Raw genomic sequence first — 22,028 nt, 5'->3', positions numbered from 1 at the left:
GGTGCCGGCGCCGAGCTGCCGACCACCCTCACCGGTGCGGCCGTGGCCATCGCTGACAAGCTGGATACCCTCGTCGGTATCTTCGGTATCGGCATGTTGCCTACCGGCAGCAAAGACCCGTATGCGCTGCGCCGTGCGGCCCTGGGCGTGCTGCGGATCCTGATCGACAAGAAGCTCGACCTCGACCTGACCCAGGCCGTGGTGTTTGCGGTTGGCCAGTTCGGTGCCAAGGTCAAGCAAGCGGGCCTGGCCGAGCAAGTGCTGGAGTTCGTGTTCGACCGTCTGCGTGCGCGTTACGAAGACGAAGGTGTGGACGTTTCGGTGTACCTGTCGGTACGTGCCCTGCAACCAGGTTCGGCGCTGGACTTCGACCAGCGTGTGCAGGCCGTACAGGCCTTCCGCAAGCTGCCGGAAGCCGGTGCCCTGGCCGCCGTGAACAAGCGTGTATCGAACCTGCTGAGCAAGGCCGACAACCTCGGCAATGCCGAAGTCGACCCGGGCCTGTTTGCCGATGCCAAGGAGTTCTCGCTGAACTCGGCCATCGCCAAGGCAGAAAATGCAGTGAAGCCGCTGATCGCCGAACGCAACTACGCCGAAGCACTGGCGCGCCTGGCCACCTTGCGTGAGCCGGTGGATGCGTTCTTCGAAGCGGTGATGATCAATGCCGAAGACGCGGGCGTGCGGAAAAACCGCTACGCCATGCTGGCGCGCCTGCGCGGCCTGTTCATCAATATCGCTGACATTTCCGTACTGAGCTGACCATGTTGAAACTGCTGATTCTCGACCGGGACGGAGTGATCAATTACGACTCCGACGCTTACATCAAATCGGTGGCGGAATGGATTCCACTGCCCGGCTCGATCGAGGCCATCGCGCAGTTGAGCAAAGCGGGCTGGACAGTGGCCATCGCCACCAACCAGTCCGGCATCGCTCGCGGCTACTACGACATCGCCACCCTCGACGCCATGCACGCGCGCCTGCGCACGCTGGTGGCCGAGCAGGGCGGTGAAGTAGGGCTGGTGGTGTATTGCCCGCACGGCCCGGATGAAGGCTGCGATTGCCGCAAGCCCAAACCGGGTATGCTTAAAACTATTGCTGAACATTACAACGTGCCGTTGGCTGGGCTATGGTTTGTCGGGGACAGCCTCGGTGACCTGGAAGCCGCCAAAGCCGTCGACTCTCAGCCAGTTTTGGTAAAAACCGGGAAAGGCGAAAAGACCCAGGCTAAAACCCTGCCGGTAGGTACTTTGATTTTTGACGATCTGGCGGCGGTTGCCGCAGAACTTATCAACAACTAGCAGCCCTTCTGACTTCCTGACCAAGGACTGTTCGGGAGCGCGCTTTTAACAGGCGGGCGTTGTCCCGCAACGGTAAATGCCGCCATGTCGATTTTGCAGGCCATCAGAACCTTCTTCTTTTACCTGCTGTTGGGCACCAGCTCCTTTCTCTGGTGCACCCTGAGCTTTTTTATCGCGCCTTTCCTGCCGTTCAAGGCGCGCTATCGTTTCATCAACGTCTTTTGGTGCAACTGCGCGCTGTGGTTGACCAAGGTGTTCCTGAACATTCGTTTCGAGATCAAGGGCGCCGAAAACGTCCCGGACCAGCCTTGTGTGATTCTGTCGAACCACCAGAGCACCTGGGAAACCTTTTTCCTGTCTGCGTATTTCTCGCCCCTGAGCCAAGTGCTCAAGCGTGAGCTGCTGTACGTGCCATTCTTCGGCTGGGCCATGGCCATGCTGCGACCGATCGCCATCGACCGCGACAACCCCAAGGCCGCACTCAAGCATGTGGCCAAGAAGGGCGATGAGCTGTTGAAGGATGGGGTTTGGGTGCTGATCTTCCCTGAAGGTACGCGCGTGCCCTACGGCACTGTGGGCAAGTTCTCACGTGGCGGTACTGCCCTGGCGGTGAACGCCGGGCTGCCGGTGCTGCCGATTGCCCACAACGCCGGCAAGTTCTGGCCAAAGACCGGCTGGGCCAAGCGTCAAGGCACCATCACTGTAATCATTGGCGAGCCCATGTATGCCGAGGGCGAAGGCCCACGTGCCATTGCAGCGCTGAACGACCGTGCCCAGGCATGGAATGAAGCGCAACAAAGGGCCATGGGTTCGTTGCCGCCGGAGCCGGTTGTGGTCGACACGCCGGTGATTTGAGTTTCTGTGGATAACCTGTGTACGGTTTGTTGGCGAATTGCTCTTTTTAGCTTATAGGCTGCTGATTTACTTACATATTTCCCAAGCTCATAAAACAGCGGAAAAGGTGCATAAGTTTTTCCCGCATTAAAAAACCGGTCCCTGAGACCGGTTTTTTATGCACAGGTGAAAAGCCGCTATTCAGTCTCGCCACAATGGCAGCTGAAGGATGAAGGTCGTACCTTTACCCACCTCGCTTTCGCAGCGAATTCTCCCACCGTGACGATCCACGACGGCCTTGACCATGGTCAGCCCCAACCCCAATCCTTCACTGCCCTGAGCCGAGGCGAAGCGCCGGTATTGAGCGAAGAGTTCGGGCAAATCCTGCGGGGAGATTCCTCGCCCCTGGTCGCTGATACGGCACTCCAAAGCGTCTTCATGGCTGGTCAGGCTTAACGTAACGGTGGTGCCCGATGGGCTGTATTTCACCGCATTTTCCAACAGATTGAATAAGGCGCGGGTCAGCAGCGATTGATCTGCCCACACCATTTCTTCGCCGTCTTCATCCAGGTGATGGACCAGGCGAATGCCTTTCAACTGGGCGTGCACTGCGAGTTGATCAAATGCGTCGAGCACCAACATGGCGAACAGGCTGGGCTGGAATTGGTAGCCATCGGATTCGGCTTTCGCCAACTGCACGAATGATTCGGTCAGGTTCAGGGCACGGCGGACTTGTTGTTCGATCTGCGCAAATATCGGCGCGGCGGTGTCCTGAACATCCAACAGGGCCAGGATCGCCGAATGCGGCGCACGCAAGTCATGGGACAGAAAGCGCAACAGGGTCTCCCGTTGCTTCTGGGCATCACGCTCAATGCTCAGGTCTGTGAGGCTCAGCAGCCAGCCCAGGGCCACGTCACCGTCTGCAGGCAGCAGCGGCGCCAGGTCGAGGCGCAGGCTGCGGTCAAGGGTATCGCGAAACTCGACAATCTCCAGCGTCGACAGGGCAGGGCGAACACCGTCCTGCAGCGGTGGATAACCTAATGCGGCGAGCTGATCCAAGAGGTTTTCGGCCACCAGTTCATTGCCGAACACATCGCGGGCAATTCGATTGGCCAGCAGGACGTTGCCCCTGGGATCGGTAATCAAGGTTGCTACAGGCAAACATTCCAGCCCATCGGCCATGAAGCGACGAGTGTCCCGGGTACGGCTGACCGCTTGTTCGAGGGCGAAGATTCGTCCCTGCAATACATCACCCTGGCTGGCGGGCGCTCGACGGCGCTCCGGGAGCACTTTGGGTTCGTTGTCCAGGCGTGCCAGTTCCCAGCCGAAGTAGGCCAGGATCACGCTCAGGCGCCGCCAGTTCCAGATCAGGTAGCTGAGCAGCATGCCAATCAGACTTGCTGCCGGCGACCACCAATGGCCCAGGCGCAACAGGCCCCATGAACCCAGAAGCGCAGCCCCCATGCAACCGAGGGTCAGCCACAGTGCATAACGCGGGCGAATCAGCAGAAGGCCCAACAGCACCGCGACCATCGCGGTGGCCAGTAGCGTCGCCATCCACACGGGCAGATCGACAATACTGCGCCCTTGCAGCAAGCCATTGAGAATATTTGCCTGGATCTCCACGCCCGGGGTGGTGCCGACACTGGCCGAAAGCGGCGTGACATAACGGTCGCCCATGCCCGGTGCCGTAGCGCCAATCAGGATCAAGCGGTCGCGCAGCAACTCGGATGGCACCTCCCCGCGCAAGACACTGATATACGGCACGCTGGGAAAGCCGGCATGACTGGCAATAAAAGGAATTCGAATGGCATTTTCCCGCTGCCAGCTGGAGCTTTCCGACGGACCAGGTGCGCCCGGCATTCCGGATCGCTGGCCGCTCAGTTCAAACGCCAGCCAGGCTAACTGCGGTGTCAAATTACCGGGTGGACCTTCACGCAAATACAGGCTTCGAACGATGCCGTCGCTGTCCGCTTCCACGTTGATATGGCCGACGCTACGGGCGCAATCACGCAAGGGCAACACAGGCAGGATTTGCGCCACAGGCTGGCCGTAGCGTGGCGAACCTTCACGAATCAAAGGCAACAGGACGTTGCCAGCGCTGCACATAGCCTCGGCCAGGCGCAGGTCATTGGCTGGCTCCCGGGCGGGCTCGCTGAAGATCACATCAAACAGGATGCCGGCAGGCTTGGCGGCGCTCAGCCGATCAAGCAGGTCGGCATGCACACGTCGGGACCACGGCCATTGGCCGAGCTCCTTCAGGCTTCGGTCGTCGATCGTTACCAGCAGGATGCGTGGATCCACCGATAAAGGCGTCAGCCGGCGGAGGCTGTCATACAGCGGGTTATTGAGGGCCAGGCCAGGGCTCAGGGACAGGAAGGCCGTGATGGGTAATAGCAACAGGCTGACCCACAGCCATTCGCGCACCAGGCCATTGAACAGCCGCTGAGCCTGAGTCGGTTGGCGCTTTTCAGCCCTGTGCCACAGCCTCACCGGCTCGCGTCCAGGGCACTACTGCACGCGGTTCGCGGGTGGGTAATAGAAAATGTCATAAACCCCGGTTTCTCCCTCAAGCCCGTGTTCATCATATGCCGACAAGCGAACGTGATAGAACGATGCTTTCAGCCCAGTGAAGCGCATTTGCGGCTTGTCGGAGAAGTTTTCCTGCTTGATGTTCAGAAACTCCTTATCGGTCGCGACCTGGGCCCGGTAGCGCTGGGCCCCGGCCAATGGCCGCAGGAACAGGGTCCAGACAGGCGCATCGCCCTTTTGGCCGTCCTGGCCGACCAACCGTGGCGCATCAAGCAGTTCCACGGGTTTGAGTTCGCCTTGTTTCTTGAAGGCCAGGCCCTGCCGCGCACCAACCTTTACTTCACCAGAGACTGGACCGGTAATGGGCTTCTTCTTGATAGGGCGCGGGCTCGGTGGAGCGTCATCACGATTGACCGCCACTTGCCCGTTGAGTACTTCCACCAGCGATTGTTCGCCATCGTTACGCACACGGAAATGCGTGCCGCGTACCCCCAGAACGCCCACCGGGGTCATGATCTGGAAACGGTCATAGTCGCTGGCACGCTTGATCACGTAAGCCTCGACCTGACCTTCTTCAAGAATCACCTGGGGAATGGATTGCTCCTCGACCAGATGCAATCGGACCTGGGAGCTGGAGGGCAAGACAATCCGCGAGCCGTCCCCCAGCAACAGGCTGACAAATGCGCCCGATGAGGTTTTTACGCTTTCTTGTTCATCAATGAACATGCCTTCTTCCAGGGCCGTGGACACACCCTTGGCATCCAGTTTCCAGGCTTCACCCGTGAGGTGCTGCACCACTGCCGGAAGCGGTTGCGCGCGGCACATCCGGTTGTCGTCGATATAGGGTGCACGGGGAGGGGCAGGGCGTGCCAAGGCCGGAAGACTCACTACGCCAAGCGTAACGATCAGGCCCGAACTCAACAGCGTAGAAGCGGCAGAGCGGAATCGGCAAGGGAAAAAGGTCATGGCGCTCATCAAGATTTTAGTTCTAATGGGTCATCAGAAAGCACTTTCAGGCAGCGTCTTGCAGCGGGAAGACCTTGAGTACCGTCTACGATACTCGATGAGGTATCCAGTCGATAGCCGAAATATCTGGGAGCGTGAGATCCATTGCAGAAGATGACACGTCCCTGTGTCGGAGCACTTCCGTCGCTCCAATCCGTGTGTCATCCAGCGAGAGCGAATTTACCTACAACATAGGTGCATCGGACCGATTCGCAACATTTGTTCAGATTTGCGGGTACTTAAAATACCCAACGTTGGGTCTGCTGCTGTTCGCTGAGTTGCTGAAACGGTGAACGGGCGAAGCCCATGCCATTGCCGGGCTCACTCAAAGTCTGCCGTTCCTCGAACGGCATAGGTATCGCCGGCTTATTGGCCCCGACCGTTTCCGTGCCCAGCGTAGCAACCATCACCACCAATACCAGTCTTCCCCATACATCAACCTTCCCCAGAACGGCCATACGTCTCGAAACAGCATAAAACCAGATTGCCATTGATCCTTTTCCTGAAGGTCTCGAGCCGGTATCTTCCCAGCTTGGGTGTTGACGATTTCCAATGGCTTGCGGCCATTTGATATCAGCGTACCGAGAGATTCAGAGGGCCTGAGAATCTGGCCATAATTGTTCAGATTCGATGCCCGCATTCTTCAATAAGAAAGGACCCTGCCATGCGTGTCGCAATACTGGATGACGAACCTGCTGAACTGCGGCGGGTGGAACAGACACTGCGACAAATCCCCAGCGCTGCGGATCAGCCATGGGCCCTGCACTGCTTCGAGCGTGGAGAAGACCTGCTGCGACAACTGCGCCGCGAGACCTTTGACTTGCTGATCCTTGACTGGCAACTACCTGACCTCAGTGGCCTGGCATTGCTGCGCTGGACCCGCGAGCACATGGAAGCGCCGCCAGCCGCCATCATGCTTACCAGCCGCGATGCCGAGAGCGATATCGTCCAGGCGCTGAACAGTGGTGCCGATGATTACGTCAGCAAGCCGTTTCGTCCCAATGAGCTTAAGGCTCGGGTGAATGCCGTTCTGCGTCGCCACGGGTTGCAGAAGTCTGCAGCCAGTGAGGTGCATACCTTCAATGACCTGACCTTTGATGATGCTGAACTCACGGTGAGCAGGGCGGGAAAACCCATCAGCCTGACGGAGCGCGAATACCGCCTGGCGCGGTGCCTGTTTGAGAACCTGGCGCGGCCGCTGTCTCGAGAGTACCTGTATGAACGGTTCTGGACCCATGAGGAGATGGTGTCGTCGCGGCCGCTGGATACGCATATTTATCGGCTGCGGAATAAGCTCGGGCTGACGGCGGATCGGGGTTGGCAGTTGCTGACGATCTATGGGTACGGATATCGGTTGGAGAGTGTGACGGCGGCTTCCGAGGACTGAGATGTTCCACGTGGAGCATTTATAAAATGCTCATATCCAGCCCATAAAAAAGGCCAACGCTAAGCGTTGGCCTTTTTTTTTGCTGCAACCTGATCAGAAGTCCAGGTTGGAAACCGCCAGGGCATTGCTCTCGATGAAGTCACGACGAGGCTCGACCGCATCACCCATCAGGGTGTTGAAGATCTGGTCCGCGCCAATGGCGTCTTCGATGGTCACGCGCAGCATGCGACGCTGGGCTGGGTCCATGGTGGTTTCCCACAGCTGATCCGGGTTCATTTCGCCCAGACCTTTGTATCGCTGAATGGTATGGCGCTTGGTGCTTTCCGCCATCAACCAGTCCAGGGCTTCCTTGAACTCTTTGACCGCTTTCTTGCGCTCGCCACGCTGAATGTAAGCACCGTCGTCCAGCAGGGTGCTCAGTTGCGCGCCGAGGGTAACAACCGTCTTGTAGTCGTTGCTGCCGAAGAAGTCGCGGTTGAAGGTGACGTAGTTCGACAGGCCGTGGGAAATCAGTTCGACCTCTGGCAGCCAGACGTTACGTTCACGGTCTTCACGCAGGCTGGCTTTGTAGACCAGGCCGGATTTTTCAACGGTACGCAGGCGGACTTCGTACTGGGCCAACCAAGCCTGCATGTGAGCATGATCACCCAACTGTTCCAGGCTGACGGATGGCAGGTAGATGAAGTGCTCGGTCAGCTCCTGAGGGTACAGGCGCGACAAACGCTTGAGGGTCTTCATCACCATGCGGAAGTCGTTTACCAGGCGCTCCAACGCTTCACCGGAGATGCCCGGGGCTTCGTCGTTCAAGTGCAGGCTCGCATCTTCCAGGGCCGACTGCGTCATGTACTCTTCCATGGCGTCGTCGTCTTTGATGTATTGCTCTTGCTTGCCTTTTTTCACTTTGTACAACGGTGGCTGGGCGATGTAGATGTAGCCACGCTCGATCAACTCCGGCAACTGACGGAAGAAGAACGTCAGCAGCAGGGTGCGGATGTGCGAACCGTCAACGTCAGCATCGGTCATGATGATGATGTTGTGATAGCGCAGCTTGTCGATGTTGTACTCATCGCGGCCGATGCCACAGCCCAGGGCGGTGATCAAGGTGCCGACTTCCTGCGAGGAAATCATCTTGTCGAAACGCGCCTTCTCGACGTTGAGGATCTTACCCTTCAACGGCAGGATGGCCTGGGTGCGACGGTTGCGACCCTGCTTGGCGGAACCGCCAGCAGAGTCACCTTCCACCAGGTACAGTTCGGAGAGGGCAGGGTCTTTCTCCTGGCAGTCAGCCAGTTTGCCCGGCAGGCCGGCGATATCCAGCGCACCTTTACGACGCGTCATCTCACGGGCTTTACGCGCCGCTTCACGAGCCCGTGCTGCGTCGATCATCTTGCCGACAACCAGCTTGGCTTCGTTCGGGTTTTCCAGCAGGAAGTCGGAGAAGTATTTGCCCATTTCCTGTTCGACCGCTGTCTTCACTTCGGAGGACACCAGCTTGTCTTTGGTCTGGGAGCTGAACTTCGGATCCGGAACCTTGACCGAGATAATGGCGGTCAGGCCTTCGCGGGCATCGTCACCGGTGGTGGCGACTTTGTGTTTCTTCGCCAAGCCTTCCGCTTCGATGTAGGTGTTCAGGTTACGCGTCAGTGCAGAACGGAAACCCACCAGGTGAGTACCGCCATCGCGCTGAGGAATGTTGTTGGTGAAGCACAACAGGTTCTCGTTGAAGCTGTCGTTCCACTGCAGGGCGATTTCTACGCCGATGCCGTCTTCACGCTGGATGTTGAAGTGGAACACCTGATTGACCGCGGTCTTGTTGGTGTTCAGGTATTCAACGAACGCACGCAGGCCGCCTTCGTACTTGAACAGCTCTTCCTTGCCGCTGCGTTCGTCCTTGAGGACGATACCCACACCGGAGTTCAGGAAAGACAGTTCACGAATCCGCTTGGCCAGAATGTCCCAGCTGAAGTGGATGTTCTTGAAGGTTTCAGCCGAAGGCTTGAAGTGAATCTGCGTACCAGTGCTTTCGCTGTCACCGACGATTTTCATCGGTTCCTGTGGAACACCATGAACGTAAGTCTGTTCCCAGATCTTGCCGCTACGACGTACAGTCAGGATCAGCTCTTCGGAAAGGGCGTTTACTACCGAAACACCTACACCGTGCAAACCGCCGGATACTTTATAGGAGTTATCGTCGAACTTACCGCCGGCGTGGAGCACGGTCATGATGACCTCTGCCGCCGAAACGCCTTCTTCTTTATGCACATCTACCGGAATGCCGCGACCGTTGTCGCGTACGGTGATGGATTCGTCCGGGTGGATGATGATGCTGATGTCGTCGCAGTGACCGGCCAAAGCTTCGTCGATCGAGTTATCGACCACCTCGAACACCATGTGGTGCAGACCGCTGCCATCATCGGTATCACCGATGTACATACCGGGACGTTTGCGTACGGCATCCAAACCTTTAAGCACTTTAATGCTGGTCGAGTCGTACGTATTCGTATTTTCTTCGCTCATGCCTTCACTCCCGATGGTCGTGGGTCTGGGTGATACGGCCTTGTTCCACGTGGAACAAAGCGACTGGCGTTTCCGTCTGCCAGCCTTCCCTCAATAATTCGTGGTCTACACAGGTGATAAACACCTGGCAGCGTAAGTCTTCCAACAAGCGGCATAACGCGCGGCGGTGCTGCTCGTCCAGTTCGGACGGCAAGTCATCCACCAGATAAATACATTGCCCGCGCCGGGCCTGGCTAACCAGATGCCCCTGGGCGATACGCAAAGCGCAGACCACCAACTTCTGCTGACCGCGGGACAAGATATCCGCAGCATTATGTGCGCCCAATCTAAGGCGCAAATCAGCCCGTTGTGGTCCGGCCTGGGTGTGACCAATTTGCTGATCCCGTTGCAAGGACGTCGCGAGCACTGCACTCAGTTCCCGGTCTTTGTCCCAACCACGGTAGTAGCTCAACGTCAGCCCCTCGAGTTCAAGTAACTCGCTCAAGGTCTGCTCAAAGACTGGTTTCAAGGCTTTGATATAGGCGCGGCGGTATTCATCTATTTCAGCGCTGGCCAGGCACAGTTCCCGGTCCCAAGCAGCTTGCGAAGCGGCGTCAAGTGTACCATGCCGCAGCCATGAGTTCCGCTGCCGCAGGGCCTTCTGCAGGCGCTGCCAAGTGGCCATGAAACGCGGTTCCACGTGGAACACTCCCCAATCGAGGAATTGCCTGCGGATTTTTGGCGCGCCTTCCAGCAAGCGGAAGCTGTCCGGGTTGATCAGTTGCAGCGGCAGGATTTCTGCCAGCTGCGCAGCACTACGAGCATTCTGCCCATCGATGCGGATTTGAAACTCCCCCTGACGATCACGAGAAATCCCCAGGCTGCTATGACCGCCTTCGGCCAATTCGACTTGGCCAAATACTGTGCACGCCAGTTGCTCGTACTGAATCACCGGCAACAAGCGGGCACTGCGAAAGGAACGAGCGAGCCCCAGCAGGTGAATGGCTTCCAGCACGCTGGTTTTGCCACTGCCGTTGGCGCCGTGGAGGATATTGATGCGGGGGGAGGGGGAGAAGGTCACCGGGTGCAAATTGCGCACCGCGGTGACCGAGACGCGACTGAGGGACATCTAGCTTCTGCTGAACATGATTACAGGCGCATCGGCATGACAACGTAAGCCGAGTCATCGTTGTCGGATTCTTGTACCAGGGCGCTGCTGTTGGAGTCAGACAGAATCAGGCGAACCTGTTCAGTGGTCATCACGCCCAGCACGTCCAACAGGTAGCTGACGTTGAAGCCGATTTCCAGGTTGCCGCCGTTGTAGTCGACGCCCACTTCTTCTTCCGCTTCTTCCTGCTCAGGGTTATTCGCCTGGATTTTCAGTTGGCCGTTGGCCAATTGCAGGCGGATACCACGGTATTTCTCGTTGGAAAGAATAGCGGTACGGCTGAACGCTTCACGCAGGGCCTGACGATCACCGATCACCAGCTTGTCGCCGCCTTTAGGCAGAACGCGCTCGTAATCCGGGAACTTGCCGTCAACCAGCTTGGAAGTGAAGGTGAACTCGCCAGTGGTCGCGCGGATGTGGTGCTGGCCCAGCACGATACTGACATTGCCATCCGGCTCAGTCAGCAGGCGCGCGAGTTCCAGAATACCTTTACGCGGCACGATCACCTGGTGGCGATCCGGCTGACCGATATCGGCCTTCATCGAGCACATGGCCAGACGGTGACCGTCGGTGGCTACGGCGCGGATGATGCCTTCGGAGACTTCCAGCAGCATGCCGTTAAGGTAATAACGCACGTCCTGCTGGGCCATGGCGAAGCTGGTGCGCTCGATCAAGCGGCGCAGTCGGCTTTGTTCCAGGCTGCAGGTCAGCGAGCCTGGACCTTCTTCCACGGTCGGGAAGTCGTTGGCCGGCAAGGTCGACAGGGTGAAACGGCTGCGACCGGCCTTGACCACCAGCTTTTGCTCATCAACCTTGATGTCGATCAGCGCGTCGTTGGGCAGGCTCTTGCAGATGTCCATCAGCTTGCGCGCCGGCACGGTGATCTCGCCGGGTTCGGCGGGCTCTTCGAGCTGGACGCGACCGACCAGCTCGACTTCCAGGTCGGTACCGGTCAAGGACAATTGCTGGCCTTCGACAACCAGCAATACGTTGGAAAGCACCGGCAAGGTCTGTCGGCGCTCGACGACGCCTGCGACCAGTTGCAGGGGTTTCAACAGGGCTTCGCGTTGAATGGTGAAATGCATGGTCTAGTCCCTTGCCTTAATAAGCTGCGCTGGTGTTCATCAAGTAGTCAGTGTACGCAGCAGGTTCTTGTAGTCCTCGCGAATATCCGCGTCGGATTCCTTAAGTTCGTTGATCTTGCGGCACGCGTGCAAGACCGTGGTGTGGTCGCGACCGCCAAACACATCACCAATTTCCGGCAGGCTGTGGTTGGTCAGCTCTTTGGAGAGCGCCATCGCTACCTGGCGGGGACGTGCCACCGAGCGCGAACGGCGCTTGGACAGCAGGTCGGAAATCTTGATCTTGTAATACTCGGCCACGGTGCGCTGGATGTTATCCACACTCACCAGCTTGTCTTGCAACGCCAGCAGGTCTTTCAGGGATTCGCGAATCAGCTCGATGGTGATGTCACGACCCATGAAGTGCGAGTGAGCGATGACCCGCTTGAGTGCGCCTTCCAGTTCACGCACGTTGGAGCGAATGCGCTGGGCGATAAAGAACGCGGCGTCGTGCGGCAGGTCGACTTTGGCCTGGTCGGCCTTTTTCATCAGGATCGCGACGCGGGTTTCAAGCTCCGGCGGTTCTACCGCTACGGTCAGGCCCCAGCCGAAGCGCGACTTCAGGCGCTCTTCCAGGCCTTCGATTTCCTTCGGATAACGGTCACTGGTCAGGATGACCTGCTGGCCACCTTCGAGCAACGCGTTGAACGTGTGGAAAAACTCTTCCTGGGAACGTTCCTTGCGGGCGAAGAATTGAATGTCATCGATCAGCAAGGCATCAACGGAACGGTAGAACCGCTTGAACTCGTTGATGGCGTTGAGCTGCAACGCCTTGACCATATCGGCCACGAAGCGCTCCGAGTGCAGGTACACGACCTTGGCATTCGGGTTCTTCTTTAATAGGTGGTTACCCACGGCGTGCATCAAGTGAGTTTTACCCAAGCCAACGCCACCATAAAGGAAGAGCGGGTTGTAACCGTGCTTGGGATTGTCGGCGACCTGCCAGGCAGCCGCGCGGGCCAGCTGGTTGGATTTACCTTCGACAAAGTTCTCAAAGGTGAACGTGCGGTTCAGATAGCTGGTGTGCTTGAGCGCACCCTCTACCTGGACGGTGCGCTGTTCGGCACGAACCGGGGCCTGTTGTGAGCTGGCGCCGGCCATTGGGTCAAAGCTGTCGCGGGACGGCTCTTCATTTATAGGCGCGTTTTTCTGCGACGAGGATTTCGAAGGCGTCTGGGCGACCGGGGCTGGCGAGTTATTAACAGGTGCCGCAGCGGCCTGAGCCTGGGAGGCACTGGCTGCCAACGGTGCATTCGGCGCAGCACGAGGTGCCGAGCTACGTTTGCTGCCTATTAATAAGGAGAGCACCGGAGCAAGCCCGTTGCCATGTTCATCGAGTAATTCGAGAACGCGGCTCAGGTATTTCTCGTTGACCCAGTCGAGAACAAAACGATTGGGTGCGTAGACACGCAACTCGTCGCCTTCGGCTTCGACCTGTAGCGGACGGATCCAGGTGTTGAATTGCTGGGCAGGCAGCTCATCGCGCAAAAGCTCCACGCACTGCTGCCAAAGTTCCACTGACACGGATATCCCCTAAGTTGAAAGCCGGTGAGGCAAAAACAGCCGCCATTGTAGCGGCCAGCCGCCCACTTATCCACATGTAGGTTGCTCACAGGGCGCCAAGAATCAATGCCTTAACCGTAAAAAAGGCGACAAATGGTCTGTGCATAAGCTCTGTGGATAAGCGCCCCTAAGCTCGTTGTACAAGTGGGGTCGAAAGTCTGTGGGTAACTGGCCTGTGGATAACTAGCCATTCCACACACAGCTTATCCGATAGCGCAGCACAGGCAGAGCACCGTTTCTCCCCCGTGTTGTCATTCTCTGTACAGCCCGTAGAATATGGCCTAAAGGCAGTTATCCACAGAAGATGGGGTGCCTAGCTTTTATAAGCTTTACAGAAAAGCTTTAAATAACTTCCTTCTTTATTTTTATATCTATGGCATTGCTCGTGAAAGGCGAATCGCCCGGATTCGGTCCGCAGGCCTCCAGATATCTAATTAAAGGAAAAGCTGGTTGGAAATTGACCTAGAGGCTTGCTTTCTCTAGAATCGCCGGTCTCTTAAAACGGGGGCCATTCCGGCCCGTTGTGGACGAACCAGGTAACACGCCATGAAACGTACTTTCCAACCAAGCACCATCAAACGCGCCCGTACTCACGGCTTCCGTGCTCGCATGGCCACCAAGAACGGCCGTGCTGTCCTGTCGCGTCGCCGCGCCAAAGGTCGTGCGCGTCTGGCAGTTTGATAATCCGGTACTGGTGGTGAGTCAGGACTTCAGTCGGGAAAAGCGTCTGCTAACCCCCCGGCATTTCAAGGCAGTCTTTGACTCCCCCACCGGCAAGGTTCCGGGGAAAAATCTCCTGCTCCTTGCGCGTAACAACGATCTGGATCACCCCCGTCTCGGGTTGGTGATCGGCAAGAAGAGCGTAAAGCTCTCCGTTGAGCGCAATCGCCTCAAGCGTCTGATGCGCGAATCGTTTCGCCTCCACCAGGAAACTCTGGTTGGTTGGGATATTGTTATCGTCGCGCGCAAAGGCTTGGGGGACGTAGAAAACCCCGAATTGATTCAGCATTTCGGCAAGCTCTGGAAACGTTTGGCTCGTACCAACAAGCCAGCACCAGCTGTCAGCACCGAAACTGTAGGGGTAGACAGTACTGATGCGTAAACTGGCCCTCGTTCCGATCCAGTTTTACCGCTATGCCATTAGTCCCCTGATGGCAAACCACTGTCGTTTCTACCCCAGTTGTTCCTGCTACGCGTTGGAAGCCATAGAAAATCATGGCCTTCTGCGCGGTGGCTGGCTGACCTTTCGTCGTTTAGGTCGCTGTCATCCGTGGAATCCCGGTGGTTATGACCCGGTTCCGCCTATCCCTACCTCCCGTTCTTCTTCGATGGCCGAGTAATCATGGATATTAAACGCACGATCCTGATCGTCGCCCTGGCAATCGTGTCCTACTCTATGGTTCTTAAGTGGAACCAGGATTATGGCCAAGCTGCCCTGCCGACTCAGAATGTTGCTACCAATCAGTCGGCGCCGGCTATTCCGGATACGCCACTGGGTAACAATGCTGCCGCCAGTGCCGATGTACCCAGCGCGAATGCCGATACCAGTACCCCGGTAGAAACCCCGGTCGTCACCAATAAAGACCTCATCCATGTAAAAACGGATGTACTGGACCTGGCAATCGACCCACAGGGTGGTGATATCGCCCAGCTGAAGCTGCCGCTGTATCCACGTCGCCAAGACCATCCGGATGTTCCGTTCCAGCTGTTCGATAACGGTGGCGAACGTGTATATCTGGCGCAAAGTGGCCTGACCGGTACTGACGGTCCGGATGCTCGTGCTACCGGTCGTCCGGTTTATTCGACCGAACAGAAGACTTATCAACTGGCCGATGGCCAGAACCAGTTGAACGTCGACCTGAAATTCAGTCACGACGGCGTCAACTACATCAAGCGTTTCAGCTTCACCCGCGGTTTGTACGATCTGAAAGTCACTTACCTGATCGACAACGAAAGCGCGAAGCCGTGGACGGGCAACCTGTTTGCCCAGCTCAAGCGTGACAACAGCGCCGATCCTTCTTCCAGTACCGCCACCGGCACCGCGACGTACCTGGGCGCAGCCCTGTGGACAAGTAGCGAGCCGTACAAAAAAGTGTCGATGAAAGATATCGACAAGGGCGCGCTGAAAGAAACCGTTCAAGGTGGCTGGGTTGCCTGGTTGCAACACTACTTCGTGACCGCATGGATCCCGAACAAAGGTGATGCCAACCTGGTTCAAACCCGCAAAGACAGCCAAGGCAACTACATCATTGGCTTTACTGGCCCGACGTTGACCGTCGCGCCGGGTGCCAAGGCTGAAGCCAGCGCCACGTTGTACGCCGGTCCGAAGAGCCAGGCAGTCCTCAAAGAGTTATCCCCAGGTCTGGAACTGACTGTGGATTACGGCATTCTGTGGTTCATTGCCCAGCCTATTTTCTGGCTGCTGCAACATATCCACAGCATTGTGGGTAACTGGGGCTTCTCGATTATCCTGCTGACCATGCTGATCAAGGGGATCTTCTTCCCACTGTCGGCCGCCAGCTACAAGTCGATGGCGCGTATGCGTGCCGTGGCCCCGAAACTGGCTGCGCTGAAAGAACAACATGGCGATGACCGGCAGAAAATGTCCCAGGCCATGATGGAGCTGTACAAGAAAGAGAAGATCAACCCGCTGGGTGGATGCTTGCCGATTCTGGTGCAGATGCCGGTATTCCTGTCGCTGTACTGGGTGCTCCTGGAAAGCGTGGAAATGCGCCAGGCTCCGTTCATGCTGTGGATAACTGACCTGTCGATCAAAGACCCGTTCTTTATCCTGCCGATCATCATGGGCGCGACCATGTTCATCCAGCAGCGCCTGAACCCGACTCCGCCGGACCCGATGCAGGCCAAGGTAATGAAAATGATGCCAATCATCTTCACCTTCTTCTTCCTGTGGTTCCCGGCTGGTCTGGTGCTGTACTGGGTGGTCAACAACTGCCTGTCGATCTCCCAACAGTGGTACATCACACGTAAAATCGAAGCGGCTACCAAAAAAGCCGAGGCGTAATTTACTCTGTGGATAACACCACTCAAGACGCCCCCTAGTGGGGCGTTTTGCTTTCTGTCACTTTTATCCGGGTACCCGCCATGAGCGCTCCTCGTGAAACCATCGCCGCTGTCGCCACCGCTCAAGGTCGTGGTGGTGTCGGTATCGTTCGTATTTCCGGGCCGCTCGCCGGCGTGGCGGCCCAGGCCATCAGTGGGCGGGAACTGAAGCCGAGGTATGCGCATTACGGGCCGTTTTTAGGTGCTGATGAAGAAGTGCTGGATGAAGGTATCGCCCTTTATTTCCCGGGGCCGAACTCCTTTACCGGCGAAGACGTCCTGGAGCTGCAAGGCCACGGCGGCCCGATCGTTCTGGACATGCTGCTGCAGCGTTGCCTGCAGTTGGGTTGCCGCCTGGCACGTCCGGGTGAATTCAGCGAACGCGCGTTCCTCAACGACAAACTCGACCTGGCCCAGGCCGAGGCGATTGCCGACCTGATCGAAGCCAGCTCTGCACAAGCTGCGCGCAATGCGTTGCGCTCGTTGCAGGGCGCGTTTTCCCTGCGTGTGCATAACCTCACCGAGCAGTTGATCAGCTTGCGCATCTACGTGGAGGCCGCGATTGATTTCCCGGAGGAAGAAATCGACTTCCTTGCCGATGGCCATGTCCTGGCGATGCTGGATAAGGTTCGTGATGAGTTATCCACAGTGCTGCGCGAAGCCGGGCAAGGTGCCTTGCTGCGCGACGGTATGACCGTGGTGATTGCCGGCCGTCCCAACGCCGGCAAGTCGAGCCTGCTCAATGCCCTGGCCGGGCGAGAGGCCGCGATCGTCACCGAGATCGCCGGCACCACGCGGGATATCCTGCGCGAACATATCCACATCGATGGCATGCCCCTGCATGTGGTGGACACCGCTGGACTGCGTGACACCGATGACCAGGTGGAAAAGATCGGGGTGGAACGCGCGTTGAAGGCCATCACGGAAGCTGACCGCGTGTTGCTGGTGGTGGATGCCACCGCGCCAGAGGCTGCAGACCCGTTCGCACTGTGGCCGGAATTCCTCGAACAACGGCCGGACCCGGCCAAGGTCACGCTGATTCGCAACAAGGCTGACCTGACGGGCGAGGCAATTGCCCTGGAAGTCAGTGAAGATGGCCACGTGACAATCAGCTTGAGTGCCAAGGCTGCAGGAGAAGGGCTGGAACTGCTGCGCGATCATCTGAAAGCGTGCATGGGCTACGAGCAGACTTCGGAAAGCAGCTTCAGCGCTCGTCGCAGGCACCTGGAGGCACTGCGGCATGCCAGCGCCGCCCTCGAGCATGGCCGTGCGCAACTGACGCTGGCAGGAGCCGGTGAGCTGCTGGCTGAGGATTTACGCCAGGCGCAGCAGCTGTTGGGTGAGATCACCGGCGCATTCAGCTCCGATGATTTGTTGGGGCGGATCTTTTCAAGCTTCTGTATCGGGAAATAGGCGGTTATCCACAGCTGGCTGGTTACCAGTTGTAGGAAACTGTTCCGAGTAACGTCCGGCTTTCACCCCAGTAGCAGCGGCCCGCATCGTTGCAGCCGGACACATACTCCTTGTCGAACAGGTTCTTCGCATTCACGTCTACCGACCAGTGCTGGTCAATCTGGTAACCAATGGCGGCATCCACCAACGTCACGCTTCCAGCATCCAGCTTCCCGTATAGAGAAGGCGCGGTGTAAGCGAAAGTGCTGTCGAAGTAGCGCACGCCGCCACCGACGGACAAGCCCTTGAGCTGGCCATCAAGAAAGCGGTATTTGCCCCAGACCGAAGCCTGATTACGCGGAACACCGGTCATCTGGTGACCTTCCACGAGCGACGTTGCCGAATCCTTGGTAATCCGAGCATCGGTGTAGGTGTAGGCCGCAGTCACGTTCAAATTAGGTGTGAGGTTGTTGTTGACCTCCACTTCCACACCCTTGGCCCGGCTTTCGCCGACCTGGCGGTAGGTATTGGTCGTGGCGTCGAGGTACGTGTCGTCCTGCTTGCGCAAGTCATAGACCGACAACGTCATCGCCGTGTCCCAGCCGGTTGGCTCGTACTTGAGGCCTACTTCGTATTGACTGCTGGTGATCGGGTCCAGCGGTGTGCCGGCATTGGAGATCTGCTGTACCGGGACGAACGCGGTCGAGTAGCTGACATATGGCGTCAGGCCATTGTCGAACTGGTACATGATCCCGCCCTGATAGGTGAACTTGCGGTCTTCAGAGCTGATGTTGCCGGCCTTGGGCACCTTGTCGCGAAAATCACTGTCGACCCAGTCCTGCCGCCCGCCGAGCAAGAATAACCAGTGGTCATACTTGCTCTGAAGCTGTGCATAAACACCTTTCATCTGCTGTTCGAGCAACGTGTTTTGCACCGCGAGAGGCGTCAATGGGTCCCTCAGGTACACCGGGTTATACACATTGATCGTGCCTGCAAATCCGGCATTCCAATCCTGGCTGAACGAGGTACGGTCATAGCTGGCACCGAACAGCACGGTATTTTCCAGCCCGCCTACCTGGAATTTGCCTTCCAACTGGTTATCCAGCGAGTAGACCATCGATTTGTTGTAGCGGTCGTAGGCATTCATGTTCAGCTGTGTGCCGAACCCCGCATTATTCAGGTTGCCTGGCCAGGTTTCATGGCGGGTGATTCGCGACTGCATGTAGCGCGAGTTCTGCCGAAACTGCCAGTCATCATTGAAGCTGTGGCTGAACTCGTAGCCGGTGCTCCAGGTTTCCCGTTCGAAGGTGTTCCAATCCGGGTCACCGAGCATGGTGTGCTTGGAGAGCTTTCCGTTGGGGTTGGTCAGTAACGTGCCTGCTGCAGGTAGGCCAAGTTCAAGATTGGTGTGGTCTTTCTGGTAGTTGGCCAGCAGCGTCAGGGTGTTGTAGTCGTCGAAATTGAGGGTCAGGGACGGTGCGATATACAGACGGTCATCGGGAACGTGATCGGTCTGGGTGTCGGACTTCCTGCCGAGCATCACCACCCGTCCAAGGATATTGCCGCTGTCGTCCAAGGGACCGGAGATATCCACACCCACCTGGCGCCGGTTATTAGAACCGTAGGTCAGCTGAACTTCGCCTTGTGGTGTAGCTGTCGGGTGTTTACTCACCAGGTTGACCAGGCCACCGGGTGCGTTTTCGCCGTAGAGCAGGGAAGAAGGGCCACGGAATATCTCCACCCGTTCCAGGCCATAAGGTTCGCTGGTGGTGTCATACCGGTTGCCTTGGACTCGCAAGCCATCGCGCAGCAGGCCGTAGCCATAATCCGTGGCGTTGAAACCGCGAATGAAGAACAAGTCACCGGCCAGCCCGTCGCCCGCAGCGAAGGGAGGGGCAAAGATTCCCGGCACATAGCCCAGCACTTCTGTGAGCGTCTGGGATTTTTGATCCTTGATGCGCTGGCCGGTCACCACCGACACCGAGCGCGGGGTTTCCGACAATGGTGTGCTGGTCTTGGTACCGATTCGGCTGTTTTGCGCCTTGTAACCTATATCCCCGGCAATTTCCTGATTGAACCCAGTCTGTTGATAAGTGCTGACAGTAGTGGGGGCCAACATGAGCTGTTCCCCGCTCGTAGCCGGCTGCAGCGCGTAGCTGCCGGGGCCTTGAACCGCCGCCTGCAATCCCGAGTTTTGCAGCAATAACGCAAACCCTTGCTCCACCGAGTAGTCACCCTCCAGCCCAGGACTTTGCAGGCGCGCCGTCTGCTGCGGCGAGAATGACAGAATCACATTGGCCTTCGACGCAAATTGGCTCAAGGCATTGTCGAGTGGCCCGGAGGCGATCACGTAATGTTGCACTGGGCTGGCAGCAATGGCCCGAGTGCATAGCAAGGTGCTGGCAGTCGCGGCCGTGGCCAGCAGCAAGCCATACGTGATGCCGTGATGGGAGAGACGCTGGCGAAGTTTTGTAGGAAGGCGCATGTGTGAGTAAGCCCTGAAGGTAGCATCGTGATTACCTGTAGGGCCGCGCCAGGTAAAAAAAAGATAACCCCAGTTGAGAGTATTTTTTCAGTATCAAGCTGTAAGCGTTACGGAGACCCAATAGCGCGTGAAATACTTCACGTGGATCGGCAGCGTGACCTGCAAGTTGGCCAATACGGCGTCGGTGGAATCAAGACGGAAAGTGCCGGACACCCGCAGCCGCGCTGATGCGGCATCGCACTGCATAACGCCCGGCCGATAGCGCGCCAGTTCGTCGATGACATCCCCCAGTCGCGCATCCAGAACGATCAGTTGGCCGTCGACCCATGCGGCTTGGTTCCTGCGATAAATATGGCTGGGGCCTACGTCTTGCGTGCCGAAGTCGACACTCTCACCAGGTCCAAGCACTCGGCTATGGGCCGGCTGGTCGACGGGTTGCACGCTGACCCGGTCTTCCAGCACACCAACCCGCGTCGACCCTTGCAGTTGGCGAACAGTGAACCGCGTACCCAAGGCTTGAACACGACCCTCATGGGTTTCGACATAAAACGGTGTCTGCCGGCCCGACTTTCCGGTGTGGATAAGTACTTCCCCCTCACGCAAACGGACCAGTCGCTGCTGCCCATCGAAAAGTACGTCGATAGCCGTGTTCGTATTGAGGTCAATTTGAGTGCCGTCGGCCAACCCGATTCGCCGTCGTTCGCCGACCTTGGTCCGATAGTCAGCCCAGAGGTTGCCCAGGGATGTGTGTTGTTGAACGTTCCACCCCAAGTACCCGGCGGCACCGAGCATCAGCATCAGCTTGAGCACTTGCCGCCGTTGTTGACTGGCCGAGAGCGCACGACGGGTGAAGTCCTTGGGTAGCGCACCGAGGCCACGTTGCAACTGCTCCATCTGGTTCCAGGCCGCCTGATGGGAGGGATCGCCGTTGAGCCATTGCTGCCAGGCACTTTGTTGCGCGGGTGTCGGTGGCTGCGATTGAAATTGCACGTACCAACTGGCGGCGGCTTCGAACGTCTTGCGATCCGGGGCAGCCATTACATGCCCGCCATGATCAAGGCGCATTCAGTCAGGGCCCGAACCATATGTTTCTTGACGGTGGTCAGCGAGACACGCAACTGATCGGCGATCTGTTGATAAGTCAGGCCTTCGACCTGGGACAGCATGAAAATTCGCCTGGCCCGCTCCCCCAGCCCACACAAGGCTTTATCCACAGCAACGAGGGTTTCAATGATGATGGCCTTGTCTTCTTCACTGATTGCGATCGCTTCGGGCCGGTCTGCCAGGGTTTGCAGATAGGCCTGCTCAATGGCGCGGCGACGATAGCGGTCAATCACCAGTCCCCGGGCAACTGTGGCCAGATAGTCCCTGGGCTCGAGGATCTGCGTCGCATTGCGGCCGCCCAGGATCCGCACGAACGTATCGTGTGCCACGTCAGCTGCATCGCAGGCGTTATGCAACTTTCCCTTGAGCCAGCTGTGCAACCACGAATGGTGCTGCTCATAGATGTGTTGGACTGCAACGGTATGCGAGGGAAGGGCCATGAGAGGTGACGAGGCAGGTTAATGATAATAACTATTATTAACTGCCGTGACGCTTTCTCACAATAGGCGTTCCATCAACCCGTTTCACAAATGCAAATGAACTGTTTCCTGCCTGACCGAGGATTTTCGGAGGCATCTGC

At 57.6% G+C, this 22,028-nt stretch carries 19 protein-coding genes; 9 read left to right on the top strand and 10 right to left on the bottom strand.

Annotated elements, in window-relative coordinates:
* From HX846_RS11155 to HX846_RS11145, 3 genes are all read left to right on the top strand, one after another.
* The coding region (locus HX846_RS11155) for a glycine--tRNA ligase subunit beta (protein WP_178965390.1) at positions 1 to 759 on the top strand (759 nt) is incomplete at its 5' end.
* A 2-nt stretch (positions 760 to 761) separates the two neighbouring features.
* Complete coding sequence (gmhB, locus tag HX846_RS11150; protein WP_166742131.1) at positions 762 to 1,298, top strand: D-glycero-beta-D-manno-heptose 1,7-bisphosphate 7-phosphatase; 537 nt, start codon at positions 762 to 764, stop codon at positions 1,296 to 1,298.
* A gap of 84 nt (positions 1,299 to 1,382) precedes the next feature.
* On the top strand, positions 1,383 to 2,153 hold the full coding sequence (locus tag HX846_RS11145; protein ID WP_087694572.1) for a 1-acyl-sn-glycerol-3-phosphate acyltransferase: 771 nt from the start codon (positions 1,383 to 1,385) through the stop codon (positions 2,151 to 2,153).
* Between the two features lie 180 nt (positions 2,154 to 2,333).
* Here the strand turns inward: HX846_RS11145 and HX846_RS11140 are convergent, their stop codons facing one another.
* The 3 genes from HX846_RS11140 to HX846_RS11130 form a co-directional block, all read right to left on the bottom strand.
* On the bottom strand, positions 2,334 to 4,625 hold the full coding sequence (locus HX846_RS11140) for a CHASE2 domain-containing protein (RefSeq protein WP_178965389.1): 2,292 nt from the start codon (positions 4,623 to 4,625) through the stop codon (positions 2,334 to 2,336).
* Positions 4,626 to 4,643: 18 nt separating this feature from the next.
* Positions 4,644 to 5,639, bottom strand: coding sequence for a FecR domain-containing protein (locus HX846_RS11135; RefSeq protein WP_250884777.1), 996 nt, complete (start codon positions 5,637 to 5,639; stop codon positions 4,644 to 4,646).
* A gap of 269 nt (positions 5,640 to 5,908) precedes the next feature.
* The gene (locus HX846_RS11130; RefSeq protein ID WP_003213590.1) at positions 5,909 to 6,160 is read right to left on the bottom strand and encodes a hypothetical protein; all 252 of its coding nucleotides are present in this window, start codon (positions 6,158 to 6,160) and stop codon (positions 5,909 to 5,911) included.
* 173 nt (positions 6,161 to 6,333) lie between these two features.
* Between HX846_RS11130 and HX846_RS11125 the strand changes: the two genes are divergently transcribed.
* A complete protein-coding gene (locus HX846_RS11125) occupies positions 6,334 to 7,056 on the top strand; it encodes a response regulator transcription factor (protein WP_178902936.1) in 723 nt (240 codons plus the stop codon).
* Between the two features lie 93 nt (positions 7,057 to 7,149).
* Here the strand turns inward: HX846_RS11125 and gyrB are convergent, their stop codons facing one another.
* From gyrB to dnaA, 4 genes are read right to left on the bottom strand one after another with little or no spacing between them, the layout of a single operon-like run.
* Complete coding sequence (gyrB, locus tag HX846_RS11120; RefSeq protein ID WP_003213587.1) at positions 7,150 to 9,573, bottom strand: DNA topoisomerase (ATP-hydrolyzing) subunit B; 2,424 nt, start codon at positions 9,571 to 9,573, stop codon at positions 7,150 to 7,152.
* A 4-nt stretch (positions 9,574 to 9,577) separates the two neighbouring features.
* Positions 9,578 to 10,681, bottom strand: a complete 1,104-nt coding sequence (gene recF / locus HX846_RS11115) for a DNA replication/repair protein RecF (protein ID WP_003213585.1) — start codon at positions 10,679 to 10,681, stop codon at positions 9,578 to 9,580.
* Between the two features lie 20 nt (positions 10,682 to 10,701).
* Entirely contained in the window at positions 10,702 to 11,805 is a 1,104-nt protein-coding gene (dnaN, locus tag HX846_RS11110) for a DNA polymerase III subunit beta (RefSeq protein WP_003213582.1), read from the bottom strand.
* 39 nt (positions 11,806 to 11,844) lie between these two features.
* Positions 11,845 to 13,365: a chromosomal replication initiator protein DnaA gene (gene dnaA, locus HX846_RS11105; protein WP_032868695.1), complete on the bottom strand. Its 1,521-nt coding sequence runs from the start codon at positions 13,363 to 13,365 to the stop codon at positions 11,845 to 11,847.
* A gap of 585 nt (positions 13,366 to 13,950) precedes the next feature.
* Between dnaA and rpmH the strand changes: the two genes are divergently transcribed.
* From rpmH to mnmE, 5 genes are all read left to right on the top strand, one after another.
* The gene (gene rpmH / locus HX846_RS11100; RefSeq protein ID WP_003213577.1) at positions 13,951 to 14,085 is read left to right on the top strand and encodes a 50S ribosomal protein L34; all 135 of its coding nucleotides are present in this window, start codon (positions 13,951 to 13,953) and stop codon (positions 14,083 to 14,085) included.
* Positions 14,086 to 14,101: 16 nt separating this feature from the next.
* Entirely contained in the window at positions 14,102 to 14,506 is a 405-nt protein-coding gene (gene rnpA, locus HX846_RS11095; RefSeq protein ID WP_010168490.1) for a ribonuclease P protein component, read from the top strand.
* Positions 14,499 to 14,744 carry a membrane protein insertion efficiency factor YidD gene (yidD, locus tag HX846_RS11090; RefSeq protein ID WP_003213574.1) on the top strand — a complete coding sequence of 82 codons (246 nt, stop codon included), beginning with the start codon at positions 14,499 to 14,501 and terminating at the stop codon, positions 14,742 to 14,744. The genes rnpA and yidD overlap by 8 nt, the downstream gene beginning before the upstream one ends.
* 2 nt (positions 14,745 to 14,746) lie before the next feature.
* Positions 14,747 to 16,429, top strand: a complete 1,683-nt coding sequence (gene yidC, locus HX846_RS11085) for a membrane protein insertase YidC (protein WP_003213572.1) — start codon at positions 14,747 to 14,749, stop codon at positions 16,427 to 16,429.
* 80 nt (positions 16,430 to 16,509) lie between these two features.
* Complete coding sequence (mnmE, locus tag HX846_RS11080; protein WP_008439550.1) at positions 16,510 to 17,880, top strand: tRNA uridine-5-carboxymethylaminomethyl(34) synthesis GTPase MnmE; 1,371 nt, start codon at positions 16,510 to 16,512, stop codon at positions 17,878 to 17,880.
* Positions 17,881 to 17,902: 22 nt separating this feature from the next.
* Here the strand turns inward: mnmE and HX846_RS11075 are convergent, their stop codons facing one another.
* The 3 genes from HX846_RS11075 to HX846_RS11065 all read right to left on the bottom strand — a co-directional run bounded on the left by HX846_RS11075 (position 17,903) and on the right by HX846_RS11065 (position 21,888).
* Positions 17,903 to 20,344 carry a TonB-dependent siderophore receptor gene (locus HX846_RS11075; RefSeq protein ID WP_178965388.1) on the bottom strand — a complete coding sequence of 814 codons (2,442 nt, stop codon included), beginning with the start codon at positions 20,342 to 20,344 and terminating at the stop codon, positions 17,903 to 17,905.
* A 93-nt stretch (positions 20,345 to 20,437) separates the two neighbouring features.
* Positions 20,438 to 21,382, bottom strand: coding sequence for a FecR domain-containing protein (locus tag HX846_RS11070; protein ID WP_177048263.1), 945 nt, complete (start codon positions 21,380 to 21,382; stop codon positions 20,438 to 20,440).
* Entirely contained in the window at positions 21,382 to 21,888 is a 507-nt protein-coding gene (locus HX846_RS11065; protein ID WP_008439546.1) for a sigma-70 family RNA polymerase sigma factor, read from the bottom strand. Before HX846_RS11065 ends, HX846_RS11070 begins: the two co-directional genes overlap by 1 nt.
* Between the last annotated feature and the right edge of the window lie 140 nt (positions 21,889 to 22,028).

It is taken from the genome of Pseudomonas sp. K5002, from assembly GCF_013386655.1.
In the GTDB taxonomy this organism is placed as follows: domain Bacteria; phylum Pseudomonadota; class Gammaproteobacteria; order Pseudomonadales; family Pseudomonadaceae; genus Aquipseudomonas.
Note: the sequence above shows the minus strand (reverse complement) of the source record. Positions and strands in the feature narration are given on the sequence as shown.

What these genes read in the sequence shown, in the direction of transcription:
- gmhB (WP_166742131.1), top strand. Translation starts at nt 762, where the DNA reads ATGTTGAAACTGCTGATTCTCGACCGGGACGGAGTGATCAATTACGAC.
- recF (WP_003213585.1), bottom strand. Translation starts at nt 10,681, where the DNA reads ATGTCCCTCAGTCGCGTCTCGGTCACCGCGGTGCGCAATTTGCACCCG.
- HX846_RS11065 (WP_008439546.1), bottom strand. Translation starts at nt 21,888, where the DNA reads ATGGCCCTTCCCTCGCATACCGTTGCAGTCCAACACATCTATGAGCAG.
- HX846_RS11125 (WP_178902936.1), top strand. Translation starts at nt 6,334, where the DNA reads ATGCGTGTCGCAATACTGGATGACGAACCTGCTGAACTGCGGCGGGTG.
- HX846_RS11070 (WP_177048263.1), bottom strand. Translation starts at nt 21,382, where the DNA reads ATGGCTGCCCCGGATCGCAAGACGTTCGAAGCCGCCGCCAGTTGGTAC.
- mnmE (WP_008439550.1), top strand. Translation starts at nt 16,510, where the DNA reads ATGAGCGCTCCTCGTGAAACCATCGCCGCTGTCGCCACCGCTCAAGGT.
- HX846_RS11130 (WP_003213590.1), bottom strand. Translation starts at nt 6,160, where the DNA reads ATGGCAATCTGGTTTTATGCTGTTTCGAGACGTATGGCCGTTCTGGGG.
- rpmH (WP_003213577.1), top strand. Translation starts at nt 13,951, where the DNA reads ATGAAACGTACTTTCCAACCAAGCACCATCAAACGCGCCCGTACTCAC.
- dnaN (WP_003213582.1), bottom strand. Translation starts at nt 11,805, where the DNA reads ATGCATTTCACCATTCAACGCGAAGCCCTGTTGAAACCCCTGCAACTG.
- yidC (WP_003213572.1), top strand. Translation starts at nt 14,747, where the DNA reads ATGGATATTAAACGCACGATCCTGATCGTCGCCCTGGCAATCGTGTCC.
- yidD (WP_003213574.1), top strand. Translation starts at nt 14,499, where the DNA reads ATGCGTAAACTGGCCCTCGTTCCGATCCAGTTTTACCGCTATGCCATT.
- HX846_RS11145 (WP_087694572.1), top strand. Translation starts at nt 1,383, where the DNA reads ATGTCGATTTTGCAGGCCATCAGAACCTTCTTCTTTTACCTGCTGTTG.
- gyrB (WP_003213587.1), bottom strand. Translation starts at nt 9,573, where the DNA reads ATGAGCGAAGAAAATACGAATACGTACGACTCGACCAGCATTAAAGTG.
- HX846_RS11135 (WP_250884777.1), bottom strand. Translation starts at nt 5,639, where the DNA reads ATGAGCGCCATGACCTTTTTCCCTTGCCGATTCCGCTCTGCCGCTTCT.
- HX846_RS11075 (WP_178965388.1), bottom strand. Translation starts at nt 20,344, where the DNA reads ATGCGCCTTCCTACAAAACTTCGCCAGCGTCTCTCCCATCACGGCATC.